Source organism: Bacillus sp. CFBP9009, from assembly GCF_036541465.1.
Classification (GTDB): domain Bacteria; phylum Bacillota; class Bacilli; order Bacillales; family DSM-1321; genus Peribacillus.
Genome location: NZ_JAZHFU010000002.1, coordinates 340,290 through 361,213, shown reverse-complemented (window position 1 = coordinate 361,213; position 20,924 = coordinate 340,290). Strand labels below are relative to the sequence as shown.

The window sequence follows — 20,924 nt, the reverse complement described above, 5'->3', positions numbered from 1 at the left end:
TTAAGAAAAATCTTCTTTTTTTTATCACGTTCAAGGGGCGATTGTTCCCTTTTTCAAAAATAAACGTGTAGAAATAGCCAAAAACAGCCTTAAAACACCTGTTAAGCTTCTCTTATTGTAACATTTTCGTGACAAAATGGTACGGCTGTCCAAAAAAAAATCCATTAAAAAAATGAATTTTCCTTGATGAACTTACATCTTTTGATATACGTTAAGTTCATGAAGGGTAAAAGGTTTAGGCTTCCTTATTTTCGTAAATATAAAATGAAGGATGCCTCCTTGTATAAATAGTTACAATCCGTGGTAGTCTGTATGAACATAAAGAAAGTTAAGTGAGACATGCCTTTTCGAATCTTATTCTTTCTTGTATAATGGTTTTTCTTAATAATGGTAATAAACAGCTTTCCTCTGTAAAATGCCTTTGTTAAGGAATACTCTTTATTCAAATATTACATTTTATTATAAAGGGGATTGAAAAGTATGATAGAAAATCCAAGCAGAGAAGAAATGGGAAAGATGTTGAAAAAATCGAAGCGCATCGCTGTCGTTGGTTTATCTAATAACCCTGAGCGTACTTCTTATATGGTATCGAAGGCCATGCAGGAAAGCGGTTATGAAATCATCCCGGTAAACCCTGCTGTATCGGAAGTGCTGGGTGTCAAGGCAGTTAAAGCCCTGAAAGATATTGAAGGGCACGTCGATATCGTCAATGTTTTCCGCCGTTCAGAGTTCCTACCGGATATAGCCAAGGAATTTGCAGAAATAGATGCTGATATCTTTTGGGCCCAGCAAGGGTTGGAAAATGAAGAAGCCTATAATTTTTTGAAAGAAAAAGGATATACTGTCATCATGAATCGATGTATAAAAGTCGAACACGCCCTTACTAAGTAAAAAAAAGAGCGGAACTTCCGCTCTTTTTTTTAAGGTGTGGCTGTATTTCGACCGAAAGAAAACCAAAAGGCAGGGCAAATTTAAGCCATGGAAGCTTAATTTGATTAAAAATAGTAAAAGTATATTTGCCAAATGAAAATTTACCGCTACAATTAGAAAGGTAGCTATGATACGTTTTGTTCCACATAAATGTGCTAACGCTAATAAAAAGGATAAAAAAACAGAACACTTGTTCTTTGTTCGTAAAAGTATTATACTTTTTATATGATATTAACGTATTAATGGATTTGTTAAGCTAGTGAGTCATTTCATTGCAGTATGATTTGGCCCGGAAATTGTGTTTTAGTAAGGAAAGGGGAATTTCTGTGGCAAAGAAAGTAAAAACAATCGAGTACAATGATGATGCAATTCAGGTACTGGAAGGACTCGAAGCGGTCAGAAAACGTCCCGGTATGTATATCGGCAGTACTGATGCACGCGGACTTCATCATTTAGTGTACGAGATTGTAGATAACTCCGTAGATGAGGCTTTAGCTGGATATGGAGACCAAATTAGTGTGAAAATACATAAAGATAACAGTGTAAGTGTGTCTGATAAAGGGCGCGGAATGCCTATTGGTATGCATAAATTAGGTAAACCGACGCCTGAAGTCATTTTGACGATTCTTCATGCTGGAGGTAAATTTGGACAAGGCGGATATAAAACGAGTGGAGGCCTTCATGGAGTCGGTGCTTCGGTCGTTAACGCGTTGTCAGAATGGCTTGTCGTGACGATCAAGAGGGACGGGTTCATTTACGAACAACGGTTTTTCAATGGCGGAAAGCCAGAAACCACACTGGAGAAAATCGGTAAAACCAATCAAGCCGGTACCAAGATCCACTTCAAGCCCGATCCAAAAATATTTTCGGTGACTACTTTTAATTATGAAATCCTATGTGAGCGTCTTCGCGAATCAGCCTTTCTTTTAAAAGGCATGAAGATAGAATTGACGGATGAGCGTAACGACCATAATGAAGTTTTTCACTATGAAAATGGCATTGAAGCGTTTGTTGATTATTTAAATGAAGAAAAAGAGACCCTTCATAGTGTAGTCAGCTTAGAAGGGGAACAAAATGGTATAGAAGTCGAACTCGCCTTTCAATTCAACGATGGCTATTCAGAGAATATTTTAAGCTTTGTAAATAATGTTCGTACAAAAGATGGAGGCACCCATGAGATTGGCGCAAAAACAGCCATGACACGGGCATTTAATGATTATGCCAGAAAGATGGGGCTATTGAAGGAAAAAGATAAAAACCTCGAAGGTACCGATATACGTGAAGGCTTGTCTTCAATCATTTCAGTACGTATCCCTGAAGAACTTCTTCAATTCGAAGGACAAACCAAGAGCAAGCTTGGAACAAGTGAAGCCCGTTCTGCAGTCGATTCCATCGTATCAGAGCACTTAGCCTACTTTTTTGAAGAAGATCCGACCACGAGTACCCTATTGGTTAAAAAAGCGATTAAAGCGTTCCAAGCAAGGGAAGCGGCACGCAAGGCTCGTGAAGACGCAAGAAGCGGGAAGAAACGGAAAAAATCCGATGCCATCCTTTCTGGGAAATTAACACCAGCTCAATCGAAAAATCCCGAACGGAATGAACTGTATCTTGTAGAAGGGGACTCTGCAGGGGGATCCGCTAAACAAGGACGGGATCGCCGTTTCCAAGCAGTGCTGCCATTACGGGGTAAAGTTATCAATACGGAAAAGGCAAAACTTGCGGATATTTTTAAAAACGAGGAAATAAATACGATCATCCATGCAATCGGCGGAGGTGTCGGGGCGGAATTCAATACGCCGGACACTAACTATGATAAAGTGATCATCATGACTGATGCCGATACGGATGGAGCCCATATCCAAGTGCTGCTGCTGACATTCTTTTATCGCTATATGAAGCCGTTAATAGAGGCAGGAAAGGTTTACATTGCCTTGCCCCCTTTATATAAAGTGAGTAAAGGGACCGGGAAGAAAGAAGTCATTGAATATGCTTGGAGCGACGAGGAACTTCAGGGAGCGATAGACAAGGTGGGGAAAGGCTATATGATTCAGCGCTATAAAGGGCTGGGTGAGATGAATGCCGATCAATTATGGGATACCACCATGAACCCGGAAACAAGGACATTGATACGTGTGAAGATCGATGATGGTGCCCGTGCGGAAAGACGTGTGACAACGTTGATGGGAGATAAGGTTGAACCGCGTCGTAAGTGGATTGAAGCCAATGTCGCTTTTGGTCTCGAAGAGGAATCGAATATTTTAGATAATGAAAATATGTCGATTGAAGAGGAGGTCATTAACGATGGTATTTGAAGAAACGTTTCGAGATTTGCCGCTAGAAGAGGTAATTGGTGACCGCTTCGGGCGTTATAGTAAATATATCATCCAAGATCGGGCACTTCCAGATGCAAGGGACGGTTTAAAACCGGTGCAGCGCAGGATATTGTATGCGATGCATGTCGAAGGAAATACCCAGGAAAAAGGATTCAGGAAATCCGCAAAAACGGTCGGTAATGTAATTGGTAACTATCACCCTCACGGAGATTCATCCGTTTATGAGGCAATGGTTCGGATGAGCCAAGACTGGAAGTTGCGGAAGGTCATGGTCCAAATGCACGGAAACAACGGTAGTATTGATGGCGATCCGCCTGCTGCGATGCGGTATACGGAAGCAAGGCTTTCATCGATTGCCTCCGAGATGCTGCGGGATATTGAAAAAAGGACGGTCGATTTTGTACCGAACTTTGATGATACTTCAGAAGAGCCCATTGTATTGCCTGCAATGTTCCCTAACCTGCTTGTAAATGGCTCTACAGGAATTTCAGCAGGCTATGCCACTGAAATCCCGCCACATCAACTAGGTGAAGTCATTGATGCGGCCATTATGCGAATCGATAAGCCGGAAGCGACTGTCGCTGACTTAATGACGGTCATTAAAGGGCCGGATTTTCCTACTGGGGGTATCATTCAAGGCATTGAAGGCATTCGTAAGGCCTATGAAACAGGTAAAGGGAAAATAATCATTCGCGGGTTGGCGGAAGTGGAAACGATTCGGGGCGGCAAACAGCAAATCGTCATCACTGAAATCCCATATGAAGTCAATAAAGCCAACCTTGTTAAGAAAATGGATGAGTTCCGCCTAGACCGGAAAGTGGAAGGTATCGCCGAAGTAAGGGATGAAACCGACCGTACAGGACTGCGCATTGTCATCGAACTGAAAAAAGAAGCAGATGCAAATGGAGTTCTGCATTATTTATACAAAAATTCCGATCTCCAAATTGCATACAATTTCAATATGGTCGCGATTTATAAAAAACGGCCAACATTGATGAGCCTGCCAAAAATGCTCGATGCATATATCGAACACCGTAAAGAGGTAATCGTGAACCGTTCACGTTATGAGTTGCAAAAGGCACATGACCGGGCACATATCGTCGATGGTTTAGTGAAGGCTTTGTCCATATTAGATGAGGTCATCGCTGTTATCCGGGCATCTAAAGACAAACGGAATGCCAAAGATAACCTCATTGCTAAATTCGATTTTACAGAAGCGCAAGCTGAAGCCATTGTCTCCTTGCAGCTATACAGGCTGACAAATACGGATATTACAGCACTTGAAGCAGAGGCAGCGGAATTGAAAAACAAAATTGAGGAATTGACAAAGATTCTTGGCAGTGAAAAAGTTCTTCTTCAAGTAATTAAAAAAGAACTTCGATTCATTAAAAAGGTCTTTGATGACGGACGGCGTTCCAAAATCGAAAAAGAAATTGAAGAAATCAAAATCAATCTTGAAGTCTTGATTGCGAGTGAGGACGTGATGGTGACCGTGACGAAAGAAGGCTATGTAAAACGGACTTCGTTACGATCTTATGCAGCATCAGGCGGTCTTGATTTTGGCATGAAGGATTCCGATCGCCTGCTCCAGAGGCTGGAGATGAATACAACGGATGTCTTGTTGCTGTTCACATCCAAAGGGAACTACCTCTATTGTCCAGTTCATCAGCTTCCTGATATTCGCTGGAAGGAAACCGGTCAGCATATCGCGAACATCATTCCAATCGACAGGGAAGAACAAATCATAAAAGCGATTCCAATCAAAGAGTTTGCCGTGCCGGAATTCTTAGTGTTCATCACGAAAAATGGTATGGTGAAAAAGACAGAATTAGCTTCCTATAAAGCCCAGCGTCATTCAAAACCGCTGGTTGGTGTCAATTTAAAAGGTGACGATGAACTTGTCGATGTCCATCATACCGATGGACAGGCTGACCTTTTCCTGGTCACCCATAACGGCTATGGTTTATGGTTTGATGAAGAAGAAGTAAGTGTTGTCGGTGTTCGGGCAGCAGGAGTCAAAGGGATTAATTTGAAAGAAGATGACTATGTCATTGGCGGAAAAGTTTTGGCCAAGGATAGTAAAGAATCTATCTTTATCGTTACACAGCGCGGGGCCATAAAGAAAATGAAATTAACCGAGTTTGAAAAAACGAGCCGGGCAAAACGCGGTGTCGTGGTCTTGAGGGAATTGAAATCTAATCCTCATAGGGTCATTGGATTTGATATCATTAACAAAACGGACAGTCTATTCATTCTTTCTGAAAAGGGAACCATTGAAACGATTCATGCCGCTTCATTAAAAAATCATGATCGATATACGAATGGATCATTTGTTTTTGATGAAACGGTCAGTGGAAAAGCGAAAGAATTATGGAAAATATCATTGGAAGATGACTCCGCCATAGAGCAGTGAATCATTTTTAAAACGGGATGCTGATCTTGATCAGCATCCCGTTTTATTTTCAAATAATATCCTTCTTCAAGAAAAAAATCCCCACATGCCCCGCACTACAAGTTGAGTCCTTTTACGAAAGTATCGCTAAATTCAAAAATGACTTATTGAGTCAATTTTAAATCCTAGCATTATGAACCTAATATTATTAAGGGCGCAGCAAATAATTCAATTTTGAATTTTACCATTGATTGAATCAGCGTAACATAACGATTTATTTTTGGCACACTCCTTGCATATTGTTTAGTATGACTTCTTTATTTTGTTGAATGAAGAAAGGGGAGGGCCAATGGATAGACCTTGGAAAAAATATATCCCGCAAGGAAATCCAAGCGAGATTGATATTCCTGACATGTCTTTGACAGAACTATTTTATCAATCAGTCGAACAATATTCGGATAAAACAGCGGTTACGTTCAGGGAGCAGAGGTATACATATTCAGAGTTGGGGACGTTAGTGAAAAGATGTGCCCGCTTGCTTGCTGCTGAAGGGATTGGAAAGGGAGATCGAGTGGCTCTTATGCTTCCTAATTGTCCGCAATATCCAATTGGTTTTTTTGGAACTCTTTTGAATGGAGCCATTGTTGTCCAAATCAATCCAATGTATAAGGCGAACGAATTAATACATGTCCTGAAAGACTCAGGTGCAAGGCACATCATTGTGCTAGATGATTTATTGCCAATAGTTGAAGCCGTTATAGCTGACACCGATGTTGAAAAGGTATTGAGCGTGTCGCTGGAAAAGGGCAAATGTGAAATGACAAAAAAACTGCTATCAGTAACAGATGCGGATTTCAGTGTGGAGATTGATCCTGCTAGAGATGTTGCCGTTCTCCAATATACAGGAGGAACGACAGGGCGTTCTAAAGGGGCGATGCTAACCCATCGTAATATCGTAGCCAATACGCTGCAGAGTGCAGCCACTTCAAGAATCAATACTCAAAAGGGTAAGGAAAGGGTACTTGGCGTTTCCCCATTATTTCATGTTTACGGCATGACTTCAGGGATGAACCTGACGTTTTACAATGGCGGGGAATTAATTCTTGTATCCAGGTTTGAGGTGACGGAGATCGTCGATATTATCAATAATCTTAAACCGACTATTTTTCCAGGGGTACCGACGATGTACATTGCTTTATTACAATATTACCAGTCCCATTCATTTGATTTGCATACATTGAAATCTTGCGTTTCGGGTTCGTCACCATTGCCATTGAATGTATTGTCAAGGTTTAATGAATTGAGCGGGACAAAGATTGCAGAAGGCTATGGCCTATCCGAGGCGTCACCAGTCACGCACCGGAATCCAGTTAGCGGCCTGCAGAAACCCGGAAGTATCGGGATTCCGATACAAAATACGGATGCCGCCATAATTGACAGTATTACAGGGGAGCCTGCCCTCTTGGTTGATACACCAGGTGAATTGGTCATAAAGGGTCCACAGGTAATGAAAGGTTATTGGGGCATGCCTGAAGAGACGCGGCAGACGATTCAAAACGGATGGCTGCATACCGGTGATATTGCCAAGATGGATGAAGATGGCTTCTTTTACATTGTGGGACGGAAGAAAGAAATGATCATAGCAGGCGGATTCAATATATATCCAATTGAAATTGAAGATATATTATACAGCCATCCTAAGGTTCTGGAAGCTGCCGTCTTTGGCGTTCCCGATCAATATCGCGGTGAAACGGTACATGCAGCGGTAGTTCTAAAACCAAGTGAAAGAATAACTGAAAACGAATTGAAGGATTATTGCCGAAAGCAGCTCGCTGCCTTTAAAGTCCCAAAAGCAATCACATTTGAAAGTGAACTTCCGAAGACGGCAGTAGGTAAAATCTTAAAACGCAAACTACAGGAAAAACATATTGCTTATTCGGATAATATATGAAAGCGTTAACAACCAATTCGCAGATAAAGGGGAATGCAAATGGACTTTCGCTTAGATGAAGACATCCTGCTATTAAAAGAAAATATACGCCAGTTTATCGAAGAGCAAATCGATCCATTTTCCATGCAGATAGAGGATGAAGATCATATCCCGGAATCCATTATAAATTTATCGAAGGAAATCGGGCTATTCGGGCTTAGTATCCCGGAAAGGTATGGCGGGCTCGGAATCGGTATGGTGGGAAAATGCGCTTTATATGAGGAAATCGGCAAAACACATAATGGATATACCACTCTGATTGGGGCCCATACCGGCATAGGTACGGTAGGGATAGTCGAAATGGGCAATGAAATGCAAAAGGAAAAGTATCTACCAGATATGGCAAGCGGTAATAGAATTGGCGCTTTTGCTTTAACTGAGCCTGCAGCGGGGTCACATGCTACGAATCTCAAAATGACGGCAGTCAAAAATGGCGATAAATATATACTTAACGGGACTAAGCATTATATAACGAATGCTGATGTAGCAGATATTTTTACAGTTATGGCCGTAACGGACAAAGATAAAGGGGCAAAAGGAATCACCTCATTCATAGTAGAAAAGGATTTTCCGGGTTTTAGAGTTGGTAGCCTGGAAAGGAAGATGGGGCTTCGAGGCTCACATTCGGCCGAATTGGTTTTTGAAGATTGCGAGGTTCCTGCCGAAAATTTACTGGGGGACGTTGGACAAGGGTATGTAAATGCATTGAAGATCCTTGCAAATGGCCGGGCAGGCCTTGCTGCCCGTAATTTAGGGTCCTGTCAGTACTTGCTCGATCTATCTACTAAATATGCCACAGAACGTGAACAATTCAATGTCCCGATCATAGATCATCAAGCAGTATCCCATATGATTGCCGAGATGGCAATGGAAATAGAAGCACTTCGCTCATTCACATACCGGGTCGCATGGATGGTCGATCAGAAAGAAAAAATCATTAAAGAAGCGGCAATGCTAAAGTTGTATGGTTCGGAAGTATATAATCGTGTCGCTGATAAGGCCGTTCAGATTCATGGCGGTATGGGATACATGAAGGATTATCCAGTTGAACGTTTCTATCGGGATGCCCGAATCACTAGAATATATGAAGGCACGTCCGAAATCCAAAAAAATATCATTACCGGACAATTGAAGAGAAAGTATCAAAATTAGTCTAATTGGAAAGCGGAGGGGTTAAAATGGATTTACGACTATCAGATGAACAAAAAATGGTACAAAAAACAATACGCAAGTTTGTGGAAAATGAATTGATTCCCTTGGAAAATGAAGTGCTTCGCAATGAAATGGCAGGGAAACCTAGTTTACCAGAGGGGACATTGAAAGATTTACAGGAAAAAGCAAAAAAAGCTGGGTTTTGGGGGATCAATACCCCAGAGGAATTTGGCGGGGCTGACCTAGGGCAGCTTATGATGGCAATTGTCTTGATGGAAGTATCAAAAACGTTTGTACCATTCAGCTTTGGAGGTTCGGCTGATAACATACTTTATTATGCAAATGAAGAACAGAAGCAGAAATATCTGATCCCTACGATTAACGGTGAGAAAAAGTCCTGTTTTGCCATGACGGAGCCGGGAGCTGGGTCCGATACGCGAAATATTAAAATGACGGCAGTAAAAGAAGGGAACGAATGGGTGCTTAACGGTGAAAAAACTTTCATTACTGGAGGAAATGATGCCGATTTCGTCATGGTCATTGCTGTAACTGACAAAGAACGTCATCAAGCAACCGGAACGGAAGGGGTAACCTGTTTCATTGTTGACCGTGATATGGGCTGGAGATCAGAGTATATCAATACGATGGGAGAATGGGGACCGGCCGGTTTAGTTTTTGATAATGTCAGGGTACCCGAAGAAAACATTTTAGGGGAAGTTCATGGCGGTTATAAACTAGGCTTGGAATGGATTGGGTTTGCAAGATGGATCGTGGGCGCACGCGCTGTCGGTTCTGCAGAAAGATTGTTGCAAATGGCTATAGAATACGCTAAAGAACGAGTCACATTCGGTAAACCGATCGCGGAGCGCCAGGCCATCCAATGGCAGATAGCTGATTCGGCCGTAGAGATCGAAGCTGCAAGATGGCTTGTATTGAATGCGGCTTTTACACTTGATAATGGAGAAGACAATCGCCATTTAGCTTCAATGGCTAAACTTTATGGAGCCAATATGGGGAATCGGGTCGTTGATCGCGTATTGCAGATACACGGAGGCATGGGCTATACGAAGGAGCTTCCCATCGAGCGTTGGTACCGCGAGGCCAGGCTTTGGAGGATTTATGATGGTACAGATGAAATACAGCGTATGATCATTTCCCGAAATTTGATTAAGGGGCATGTTAAATTAGGACAATTTTTATAATAGATTAGGAGGAAACGATTATGACAGGGAGATTTTCAGGGAAAACGGCTTTAGTTACAGGTGGAAGCAGGGGGATTGGACGGGCGATCGTCGAACTATTTGCAAGTGAAGGTGCAAACGTGGCGATTATCGATATCAACGAAGAGGTGTTGACATCAACAGGAAATGAATTAAGGGATAAGGGTTATACCATTTTTACCAAAGTGGCCAATGTGGTCAATTCCGAAGAGGTGGAAGCATCCATAAAAGAAATAGCCGATACATTCGGATCGCTTGATATTCTCGTGAATAATGCCGGGGTCATCCGGGATAATCTACTTTTCAAAATGACCGATTCAGATTGGCAGACGGTAATGGATGTGCATTTAAAAGGTACTTTCAATGCAGTACGTGCCGCCCAGAAGCATATGGTTGCAAATAAATACGGAAGGATCATCAATATATCTTCCACCTCGGCCCTCGGGAACCGCGGGCAGGCTAATTATTCAGCCGCTAAAGCCGGGCTTCAGGGGTTAACAAAAACACTGGCGATCGAACTTGGCAAATATGGGATAACGGCTAATTCGGTCGCACCTGGTTTTATCGAAACCGAAATGACGAAAGAAACAGCTAGGCGGGTGGGAGTGAGTTTTGAGCAATTCATCCAGGATAGGGCAAATAGTATTCCGGTTGCAAGAAGCGGTTTGCCAAGTGATATTGCTCATGCTGTTGCATTCTTTGCCGACGAAGCATCCTCATTCATTAGCGGGCAGGTTTTATATGTTGCGGGCGGTCCAAAAAATTAAGGAAAAGGCGGGATGTTATGTTCAACGAAAGTATTGGAAAACGATCCAACCCCGTTAAAAATATAGTTGAAAGGGGAGCCGTTAAAAAATTCGCATTATCGATTGGTGATCCCCACTCGATTTTCATTGATGAAGAAATAGGCAGGCAATCAAGGTACGGAACGAATATCGCTCCACCAACTTTCCCAAGGGTCTTTGATTTTGGGATAATTGAAAGCTTAAATCTCCCAAATAAAGGGTTGATTCACGGTGAGCAGATATATCGCTATAACAGGCCGCTGAAAGTAGGGGAAGAAATCACCTGTTATACGGAAGTGAAAGACTATTACGAGAAAAAAGGAAAACAAGGGGAAATGGGATTTCTAGCCTTTAAAAATTATGGGACGGATGCAAATGGGGAAATTGTCTTCACTGCTGAACAGCTTGTCATTATAAATGAAACGATCAGAAGGATGGTGATGAGTAAGTGACGACATTAACCGAACTTCATATTGGTGACTCGTTACATTCAATCGAGCTTGCACCTGTAACGCGATTGGACCTCATTAAATATGCCGGTGCATCTGGTGATTACAATCCCATTCATACGATTGATGAGGAAGCAAAAAATGCTGGTCTTCCCGGTATCATCGCGCATGGAATGTGGACGATGGGAAACCTCGCAAAGCTTTTCAGTAATCTTTATGAAATTGGTTTTATCGAAGAATACAAGATTCGTTTCAAAGGTATGGTTTTCTTGAATGATGTCATAACTCTTCAAGCGGATCTAAAAGAAAAAAATGGGGATAGATATTTTTTCAACGTTGCTGCCACTAACCAGTCAGGTAAGGAAGCGATCAGTGGAGAGGTTATTTTTAAGACTTACTGAGGGAAAGTAGTGATGAAAATTATTTCATCACTACTTTTTTTGGAGCGAAATTCGACAATTTTAAAGGAGTTTCGAAAATTATCCAGAATTGTACTTAAAAAGAATTCTTTTTGCGGCGGTGAATAGTAATGAATCAAGTGAAACAGGATTCTCGGATTAATTTGCTTAAAGAGTCGACCTTTCCTGCACTAGTCGTGGATTCTGCAAATCGGATAAGGGAATGGGGCAACTATTTTAATCAATCGTTAAGTCAAGATGGTAATAATACACTAACCGAACAATTCGATGAGTGGCAATTTCTCGATAATAAAAGGCTTGCAGCTGCAAGGCTGCATGATAAGCGGTATTTATTTTTATTAATGAAACAAATGGATGCTGACAATATTCTATATATAGGCAGTGAAACAGAATTTTTGGACGATTTATTGAATGATGCGCATGAAACGGATAAATTGAATCGCGCACTGGATGCCATTATCGAAAATTCCTATGATGGAATATACATCACCGATCAAGATGGAATCACGCTTTATACCAATTCGGCAATTGAACGGATCACTGGCATACCAAAAGAGTATTATATCGGCAAATCGGTGGACCAATTGATTAAACGCGGCATACTGAATGCTTCGGTGACGCATAAGGTAGTGAAGCTGAGACGAACGGTATCAGTCGTACAGGATAATTTTGCTGGAAAGGAAACATTGATTACAGGAAGTCCCGTTTTTAATGCAGAAGGGGAAATAGAGCAAGTCGTTACGAATATAAGGGATTTATCCGATTTAAATGAACTGATGCACGAGTTGACGAAAGTTAATGAACTGAATAATCAATATAAGCAGGAAATTGAAAAACTGCGGAAGATAACAAGCAAGGATGGAGTCGTATTTGTCAGTGATAAAATGAAAATGATTTATGAAATTGCTGAAAGAATATCGGATATTGATGCGACAGTACTCATTCTGGGAGAAACGGGTGTTGGAAAGGATGTCCTTGCCCGCAATATTTATAATCGGAGCATCCGATCTAAAAAAGGAGATTTCATCAAAATAAATTGTGGGGCAATTCCCGCTGATTTATTGGAATCCGAGCTCTTTGGATATGAAGGAGGGGCATTTACCGGAGCCAATCAAAAAGGCAAACCAGGGATGTTTGAGCTTGCAGAGAGTGGGATCTTATTCCTGGATGAAGTCGGTGAGCTTCCCCTGCAACTTCAAGTGAAGCTGCTTCGGGCCCTTCAGGAAAGGGAGATTCAAAGAATCGGTGGTACAAAGGCAAAGAAGATCGATGTTCGCATAATAGCAGCCACGAACCGAAATCTATCGGAAATGGTCAAATCTGGTGAGTTTCGTGAAGACCTCTTTTATAGGCTGAATGTCATTCCGATTACGATTCCTCCTCTACGGGAAAGAAGAGAGGATATCTTGGCATTGACTGACTTATTTTTAACAAAAGCAAACGAACAATATAAATTCTCAAAAGAAATAGATTCGCAGTTGAAGGAATATTTTTATCAACATGATTGGCCAGGAAATGTCCGTGAACTGATTAATATAGTGGAAAGGCTCGTCGTGCTGACGGATAATCAAATATTATCGATTAACGACCTTCCGGAAGAATATCAGCCGGAAAATCGGAATCAGCCGAACCTCAATGCTACCCTAACTTTAAAAGAAGCGGTGGAAAGAGCCGAAAAGGAAATCTTGACGAAAGCTGCTCAAACCTACCAAACTACATATGAAATCGCAGAGGCCCTTGATTCCAGTCAGGCAACAATTGTGAGGAAACTTAAAAAATATCGATTAAAGGTCAGCGGAAAAGAATAGATAAGTATGAACAGCACCTCCATTGTTGGACACCATCCAACAATGGATGGTGCTTTTTTTTTGACTTTTCGATAGGCGAAAAATTTCATGGGTTTAAGTACTTGAAGGGGGAAAATCATAAATTCATTATTGGTTTTAAGGTTGCATTTTTGTGCATTATTACCTGCTATTGCATGAAATGATTGTTGTTGTGAAGGTATTTTTTGAATCCTTTTCATGTTATGTCTACATTTTTAATTTTTTTATTGATTCAGAAATGATTTTTTCAGTCAATAGTGAATGACGGACATCCCGTATGGAATCGTTACTTTTGATTTTTATAATTCATTAATGAATTCACTGACTGGTGAATAGCCTTATTGTCGGTGATTTAATGTTGGCACGGCACTTGCATTTATATACAGGAAATAATCTTATACAGGAAATTAATCTACGTAATGGTTCTTTAGAGGTGTGGAAGGGGTGAACGAACCAGACGATTACCATGGGTAAACCGTTATTAAAGAGAAGATGGAATCATTGGCTATCCCTAAAAACAGCATATGCTTGTATGCACAATCGTACTGCCTAGATTCATTAGCACGTGAGGTGCATGTACTGTAATAAGTGGTTATTATAAATGAAAGCGCTAACAACCAATTGAGTGTTTTTTTCGCTACACCTAAGCTATATCTGTAGGTGGAGAATATAGGGAAATAATACTTACTGTTCCCCCCGGGAGGTTAAGCTTGCGAGGAAAAAATTGGATGTGTTTTTCATCGCAGAGGTGTGCTTTCAAAATATGGACAGGATGGTGGGCCAGGGAATGAACAGCAAAGTGAAATTCAATAATTTTCAAGGAGGAAGTAAATGGAAATTTTGATCCAGCAGCTTTTTAATGGTTTGACGATTGGCAGCGTATATAGTCTTGTTGCCCTGGGATTGACGCTAGTATATGGAATATTGCATATCCCGAACTTTGCCCACGGTGCCCTATATATGTTGGGTGGATATATCACGTTATCAATGATGACCTTATATGGGGTCAATTACTGGATTGCCATGTTCGTATCCATTATCGTTGTTGGTTTGTTGGGAGTCCTTTTGGAACGTTTCGTGTTTCGCTTGTTAAGGGAGGCACCTCCATTGCACGATAAGATAGCGGCAATCGGAATTCTCCTTTTTCTTGAAGCCTTTGCCCAATTTGTCTGGGGTGCCGACTTCCATACAATGACTTCTCCATACGGCCAAGTGGTCAATATCATGGGCCTGACGTTCACACTTCAGCGATTATTGATCATCATATCAGCTATCGCAGTGATGGTTTTACTTTACCTTTTCCTAAAGAAAACTTATGCAGGCTCGACGATAATAGCGATGTCCCAAAGCCGTGAAGGTGCTTCATTAGTGGGAATCAACATTAATAAAGTCGCAATGCTTACCTTCATGATATCGGGTGGATTAGCAGCCATCGCTTCATCCCTTGCATCACCGATTAACCTTGTTTTTCCCGGCATGGGGCATTTAGTCATCCTAAAAGCATTCGTCATTATCATATTGGGCGGGATGGGGAGCATACCGGGGGCGATCGTAGGCGGATATATCCTAGGTTTCAGTGAGAGCCTGGGCGCAACTTATATTTCAAATGATTATAAAGATATCATTGCATTCATTCTTTTAGTCGTAATATTAACCGTGAAACCAACAGGTCTTTTTGCCAAGGGGGAGAGGTAGCGTGAAGATATTAACGAAAAGAAATGGGATTATCGCTCTTATCATCTTTGCTTTTTCATTCCCCTTTATCGCTCAAAACGATTATTATCTCCATATGCTGACACTCTCGTTCATCTGGGCGATAGCTGTGTATGGAATCAATTTATTATCAGGATATACTGGATATCTCTCGCTTGCACATGCTGGATTTTTTGCGATTGGAGCATATTCACTTGGCCTCCTGACGGTAAAAGCGGAAATGAACTTTTGGCTGGCACTTGTATGTGCATGTTTAATCACATGTGCAATTGGGTTTTTAATCGGTTTGATCGCGCTGAGGACAAAGGAACACTTTTTCGCGATTTATACCCTATGTGTGGGTTACATCATATATCTGGTCATCGATAAATGGGAGGGACTTACAGAGGGGGTTAGGGGATTGATCGGTATCCCTGCTCCTGGGAATATAGGGCCGATCACATTCGATTCTGCAGCATCCCAATATTATCTAGTCCTCATTTTCCTGCTTGCAGTGATTTTAATCGTGTATCGAATTATACGCTCGTTGACCGGCAGGACGTATATGGCCATCAGGAACAGCGAGGACCTTGCACAAACCATTGGTATATCCACAATGAAGAATAAGTTAACCGCATTTGTCCTATCCACATTCTTTGCAGGTTTGGCAGGTGCTTTGTATGCTTCATTCATTCGTTTCATTGGGCCTGATATCGGATCAACTGCCATAATGTTCGATCTATTGATGTATTTATTGGTTGGTGGAATAGGGACACTTTCAGGTCCGTTGGTAGGAACATTATTGTTAGTAATCCTTTCGCAGAATCTGCAATTCCTTCAAGAATATCGAATGTTGATATTCGGGCCATTGCTTACGGTGATCATTATCTTTTATCCGCGCGGAATCGCAGGGGCCTTCTTTGATTGGCAAAGAAAGCGAAAAGATAATGAATTGTCCAGGGTGAGAAGCGAAATGCACATAAAAGTTGAGGAGGGATGAATTTGCTAATCGAAACGAAGAATTTGACAAAACGGTTTGGAGGATTGGCGGCCGTCAATAATGTGGATTTTACGATTGAAAAAGGTAGAATCAATGCAATAATCGGACCAAATGGTGCAGGAAAATCAACTTTTTTCAACTTGATCAGTGGCTTTCATCGACCAACTTCCGGGACGGTCCTTTTTAAGGGGATTGATATCACCAAACTTCCTGCCAATGAAATAGCGGGGCTCGGAATTTCAAGAACCTTTCAAACGACAAGCCTTTTTGATCAAACGACCGTGTTGGATAATGTCATTGTCGGTCATAGGCTGCGAACCAAATCCAATCTGGTGGATGCCATTCTAAGAACAAAACGTTTAAAACGGGAGGAAGCGGCTTGCAGGGATAAGGCAATGGAGGTTCTTGATATTGTCGGATTAACGGAATCGGCTGACAGAATGGTCTCCAGCATCTCGCAGGAGGAAAAGAAACGGACAGCCATTGCCCTTGCCCTTGCGACTGAACCGGAGATTATCTTCCTTGATGAACCTGCTGCAGGAATCAATCCGGATGAAACGGAAGGCTTGACAGAACTGATTAAAAAATTGAATCGATCGGGACTGACCGTTTGTTTAATCGAGCACAAAATGCATATGATCATGAACTTGGCAGACCACATCATGGTCCTTAATTACGGGGAAAAAATTGCCGAGGGCACACCTAAGGAAATCCGCGGAAATGAAGCGGTGATTAAAGCCTATTTGGGAGGGAGTGCCAGTGCTTAAGTTAACCGATGTCACCGTAAATTATGGAAGTTTCACTGCGATAAAACATGTGAATATCGAAGTTGCCAAGGGAGAGATTGTTGTTTTGTTGGGAGCTAATGGGGCAGGAAAAAGCACGACTTTTCGTTCCATAAGCGGAATCAGTAAGCTGTCCAAGGGGGAAATTCATTTTCTGGGCATGCCGATAGGGGGCCGTGCCCCGGATAAGAATGTTCGGGAGGGAATCGTCCAGTGTGCCGAAGGACGTAAACTGTTTCCACAGATGACCGTCCAGGAAAATCTGAGGATGGGTGCTTATGTGCATCGAAAGAAGAAAGCGGAGATCAAGAATTCCTTGGAATACGTCTATCACTTATTCCCGATTTTAAAAGAAAAGCATCATGATGAAGCGGGAAGCCTGAGCGGCGGCCAACAGCAAATGCTCGCAATTGGAAGAGCCTTGATGTCGAAACCGAAATTGTTGATGCTTGATGAGCCTTCGGTGGGACTCGCTCCACTTATTGTCGAACAAATGTTTCGGGTCATTGAAGAAATAAACCGCGAAGGAATTACGGTCCTGCTTGCTGAACAAAACGCGAATGCTGCTCTCGGCATTGCAGATAAAGGATATGTTTTTGAAAATGGGGAAATTGTCGTTCAAGGGACAGCAAGTGAGTTATTAGCCAATGATGAAGTAAGGAAAGCGTATATTGGGGCCTGAAAAAATTGAATGGGGGATTCTTATGAAAAAACTGAAAATATTATTTATTTTTCTCCTGCTAATGCTCACTATGTTGACTGGGTGCAATAAAGGGGATAGCCCTGTGTCAAGCAGTGGCAGTAAAGGCAAAAGTGAAAATGTCGTTAACATCGGTTTTAGCGGTCCTTTAAGCGGGGCAGCAGCGTTATATGGGAAACGGACATTGAATGGTGTGGAAATGGCTGTCAATGAAATTAACGATGCTGGTGGGTTTGAAGTTGATGGTAAGAAATACACATTGAATTTAGTTTCGTTGGATGATAAATACCTACCCAATGAAACAGGGTCGAATGCTAAACGGTTAATTCAGGAATATGATACGCCGATCATTTTCACGCCTCATAGCGGAGGCGTGCTGGCACTTCAGGTTTTTAATGAACAAGAGGAATTCATCATTGGGGCATATACAAGTGAACCGGCAGTGACCGAGAGCGGAAATTCATTAACCGTTCGAATTCCACCTAATTACGAGGGATATATTGAACCTTTTACAACATATGCAATGGAACATTTCGGCAAGAAGATTGCCGCTTTGCCAACATCTTCGCAATACGGTAAAGACTGGACGGAAGCCGTGCTCCCACATTGGGAAAAGCAAGGCGGAAAAGTCGTTTATAATTCATCGATTGATTTCGCCAAAGAAACCGATTTCTTTACGATTGTCACCAATGCCTTGAAAAAAGATCCTGATGTGCTATTTATCGGTGGTGCTTCGGAACCTACGGCAAAAGTAGCGAAGCAAGCTCGGGAGCTAGGATTTAAGGGTGGTTTCATCATCATGGATCAAGCAAAGCTGGATCAAATGAAGCCGATTGCTGGGTCATATGAAACATTGGAAGGCTCGATTGGCGTTCTGCCACTGATGGACTCAGATGAAGAAGCAGTACCTGCTTTCGTTGAGAAATATCAAAAGAATTATAAGGAAGATCCAAGCTCAGAAGTAGGCTTGAATTATATCGCCATGTATGCGTTTGTGGAAGCGATGAAATCTGCAGGCAGCGTTGATGATGCCAAGGCCATCCGTAAGCATATGCAAGATGGACTTTCAAATATAGGGCCAGATCAAAAAATATACGATATTCCCTCGATTGATGAAAATGGAGGATTTGCATCAACTATTGTCGTAGGTGCAGTAGAAAACGGGAAAGTAGTCCCTATCCGTTAACTGGATAAATCCAGGGGCCGGCGTAGTATACTAGTTTGGCATTTTGTTATATTACTTGTGCGTGTATCGTTCCCAAATTGGGGGCGGTACACGTTTTTTTATTGTTGAAAAAAATCTTGTGTGCAAAATCACCAAAAATATCTTGTATCCGAGTAATGAAAACGCTATCATTGAATATAATATGAAATATAATTTCATTATTTTCTATTAAAAAATGAAATTATATTTAAGTAATTGTTTATGGGAGGATTTAATTGTCTATGGAAGAACACTTGCGTTCATTAACGACTGAATTACGGAACGGAAAGACAATGAATATCGACAGTGTAAATACGATGGAAATCATTTCTGCAATCAATAAAGAAGATTTTAAAGTGGCAGCAGCGGTTGAGGAGGTATTGCCAGAAATTGAAACGGTGGTTGAATGGGCTTGCGAATCGTTAAAAAAAGGAGGGAGACTCATATACATCGGAGCAGGAACGAGCGGAAGACTCGGTGTGCTGGATGCGGTGGAATGTCCTCCGACTTTCAGCACACCGCCTGATAGGGTACTGGGAATAATCGCAGGAGGGGAAAAGGCGTTTGTTCGGGCTGTTGAAGGAGCAGAGGATAAAGAAGAGTTTGGGGAATGTGATCTGATTGATGTAGGCCTTACAGCTAATGATACGGTTATTGGCATTGCGGCAAGCGGCCGTACCCCTTATGTGAAGGGGGCTTTACGTTATGCAAGAAAAGTCGGGGCTAAAGCGGTCGCTTTATCATGCAATAAAAACGCGAGCATCACAGAAGCAGCTGATATAGGGATTGAAGTGGTTGTCGGACCGGAAGTGTTAACAGGATCCACGAGAATGAAAGCGGCAACCGCACATAAAATGGTACTCAATATGATTTCAACGGCAACCATGATCCGGCTGGGAAAAGTCTATGAAAATCTGATGGTTGATGTAAATGTCAGTAATCAAAAACTGAAGGACCGTGCAATAAGCATCATAGAAACTGTAACGAATGCTGACTATGATCAAGCATTGAATACGCTTGAAAAGGCAAATAATCAAGTTAAGCCAGCAATTGTCATGATAAAAACGGAAACAGATTATGAAAAAGCAATGGAGTTACTGGAAAATGCGGATGGAGATGTCAGAAAAGCCATCTCCATCTATGAAGATTAAGGAGGGAAGAAATGGCTACAGGAGGATTATCAATCATACAGACGATGTTGAGCAAGCTGCCGCAATCTGAACAAAAACTAGCAGAATATATTCTCAAAAATCCTCATGAAGTTGTGAACAGCACTGTACAGGAATTAAGTACGTCTGCCCAAACAAGCGGGGCTGCTGTTATTAGGTTGTGTAAGTCGCTTGGCATAAAAGGATTTCAAGATCTGAAAATAAGGATTGCTGGAGATTTGATGAAGACCGTTGAACAGGGCTACCGGGATATCGAGCCTTCCGAATCACTGTATCGGATTGTGGAGAAAACAACGAGTAATTCGATTCAGACCATCCGGGACACATCTGAAATAATCGATCACGTTAATCTCAAACATGCTATAACGCTGATGCTGAATGCTAAAACCGTCCACTTTTGCGGTGTCGGTGCTTCGAATATAGTTGCGGCTGACGCTCAGCAAAAATTACTTCGCATAAATAAAGGGGCAACGGCTTTTACAGATATGCATTTAGTTGCAACCTTGATTGCAAATGCTGATGAAAATGATATCGTTTTTGCCATTTCATTCTCAGGGGAAACACCAGAAGTTGTCAATATATTGAAGCTGGCAAAAGAACGTGGGGTCAAGACGATCGGGCTGACTCATTATGGCCAAACAACGGTATCTTCTTTGTGTGACGCCACGCTGTATACATCCTTTTCGAATGAAGCACCGTTTCGAAGTGCAGCCACATCCTCACGATTGGCACAATTATATATGATTGACATTTTGTTTTTGGGGATGGCTTCAGAGCAATATGAAGAGACTGTCCAATATATTGATAACACTAGGTCTGCCATTAAATCGATGACAGATCGATATAAATGATTGATACGAGATTTGACAAAGGGGGCT

Annotated in this window: 17 protein-coding genes; all 17 read left to right on the top strand. The window is 41.8% G+C overall.

What is annotated here, in order from left to right; all coding sequences use genetic code 11:
• Nucleotides 1–480 precede the first annotated feature (480 nt).
• Complete coding sequence (locus V3595_RS06860; protein ID WP_485906157.1) at nucleotides 481–891, top strand: CoA-binding protein; 411 nt, start codon at nucleotides 481–483, stop codon at nucleotides 889–891.
• Between the two features lie 386 nt (nucleotides 892–1,277).
• Nucleotides 1,278–3,242: a DNA topoisomerase IV subunit B gene (gene parE, locus V3595_RS06855; RefSeq protein ID WP_485906774.1), complete on the top strand. Its 1,965-nt coding sequence runs from the start codon at nucleotides 1,278–1,280 to the stop codon at nucleotides 3,240–3,242.
• A complete protein-coding gene (gene parC / locus V3595_RS06850; RefSeq protein WP_485906156.1) occupies nucleotides 3,232–5,676 on the top strand; it encodes a DNA topoisomerase IV subunit A in 2,445 nt (814 codons plus the stop codon). The genes parE and parC overlap by 11 nt, the downstream gene beginning before the upstream one ends.
• Before the next feature lie 328 nt (nucleotides 5,677–6,004).
• Entirely contained in the window at nucleotides 6,005–7,606 is a 1,602-nt protein-coding gene (locus V3595_RS06845; protein WP_485906155.1) for a long-chain-fatty-acid--CoA ligase, read from the top strand.
• A 39-nt stretch (nucleotides 7,607–7,645) separates the two neighbouring features.
• Entirely contained in the window at nucleotides 7,646–8,797 is a 1,152-nt protein-coding gene (locus V3595_RS06840) for an acyl-CoA dehydrogenase family protein (RefSeq protein WP_485906154.1), read from the top strand.
• 26 nt (nucleotides 8,798–8,823) lie between these two features.
• Complete coding sequence (locus V3595_RS06835; protein WP_053534833.1) at nucleotides 8,824–9,999, top strand: acyl-CoA dehydrogenase family protein; 1,176 nt, start codon at nucleotides 8,824–8,826, stop codon at nucleotides 9,997–9,999.
• Between the two features lie 20 nt (nucleotides 10,000–10,019).
• The gene (locus tag V3595_RS06830) at nucleotides 10,020–10,784 is read left to right on the top strand and encodes an SDR family oxidoreductase (protein WP_063233562.1); all 765 of its coding nucleotides are present in this window, start codon (nucleotides 10,020–10,022) and stop codon (nucleotides 10,782–10,784) included.
• A gap of 17 nt (nucleotides 10,785–10,801) precedes the next feature.
• Entirely contained in the window at nucleotides 10,802–11,254 is a 453-nt protein-coding gene (locus V3595_RS06825) for a MaoC family dehydratase N-terminal domain-containing protein (RefSeq protein WP_485906153.1), read from the top strand.
• Nucleotides 11,251–11,652, top strand: coding sequence for a MaoC/PaaZ C-terminal domain-containing protein (locus tag V3595_RS06820; RefSeq protein WP_402902692.1), 402 nt, complete (start codon nucleotides 11,251–11,253; stop codon nucleotides 11,650–11,652). Before V3595_RS06825 ends, V3595_RS06820 begins: the two co-directional genes overlap by 4 nt.
• Nucleotides 11,653–11,780: 128 nt before the next feature.
• The gene (locus V3595_RS06815; protein WP_485906152.1) at nucleotides 11,781–13,478 is read left to right on the top strand and encodes a sigma-54 interaction domain-containing protein; all 1,698 of its coding nucleotides are present in this window, start codon (nucleotides 11,781–11,783) and stop codon (nucleotides 13,476–13,478) included.
• 849 nt (nucleotides 13,479–14,327) lie between these two features.
• A complete protein-coding gene (locus V3595_RS06810; protein WP_230176387.1) occupies nucleotides 14,328–15,191 on the top strand; it encodes a branched-chain amino acid ABC transporter permease in 864 nt (287 codons plus the stop codon).
• 1 nt (nucleotide 15,192) lies between these two features.
• Nucleotides 15,193–16,188 (top strand): branched-chain amino acid ABC transporter permease, encoded by a 996-nt coding sequence (locus tag V3595_RS06805; RefSeq protein WP_402902681.1) that lies wholly within the window; start codon nucleotides 15,193–15,195, stop codon nucleotides 16,186–16,188.
• Nucleotides 16,185–16,955 carry an ABC transporter ATP-binding protein gene (locus V3595_RS06800; protein WP_425589421.1) on the top strand — a complete coding sequence of 257 codons (771 nt, stop codon included), beginning with the start codon at nucleotides 16,185–16,187 and terminating at the stop codon, nucleotides 16,953–16,955. The genes V3595_RS06805 and V3595_RS06800 overlap by 4 nt, the downstream gene beginning before the upstream one ends.
• Complete coding sequence (locus V3595_RS06795; protein WP_485906149.1) at nucleotides 16,948–17,655, top strand: ABC transporter ATP-binding protein; 708 nt, start codon at nucleotides 16,948–16,950, stop codon at nucleotides 17,653–17,655. Before V3595_RS06800 ends, V3595_RS06795 begins: the two co-directional genes overlap by 8 nt.
• Nucleotides 17,656–17,677: 22 nt before the next feature.
• A complete protein-coding gene (locus tag V3595_RS06790; RefSeq protein WP_485906147.1) occupies nucleotides 17,678–18,859 on the top strand; it encodes an ABC transporter substrate-binding protein in 1,182 nt (393 codons plus the stop codon).
• A 260-nt stretch (nucleotides 18,860–19,119) separates the two neighbouring features.
• The gene (gene murQ / locus V3595_RS06785; RefSeq protein ID WP_485906772.1) at nucleotides 19,120–20,028 is read left to right on the top strand and encodes an N-acetylmuramic acid 6-phosphate etherase; all 909 of its coding nucleotides are present in this window, start codon (nucleotides 19,120–19,122) and stop codon (nucleotides 20,026–20,028) included.
• Between the two features lie 11 nt (nucleotides 20,029–20,039).
• A complete protein-coding gene (locus V3595_RS06780; RefSeq protein WP_485906145.1) occupies nucleotides 20,040–20,897 on the top strand; it encodes a MurR/RpiR family transcriptional regulator in 858 nt (285 codons plus the stop codon).
• Nucleotides 20,898–20,924: the final 27 nt, after the last annotated feature.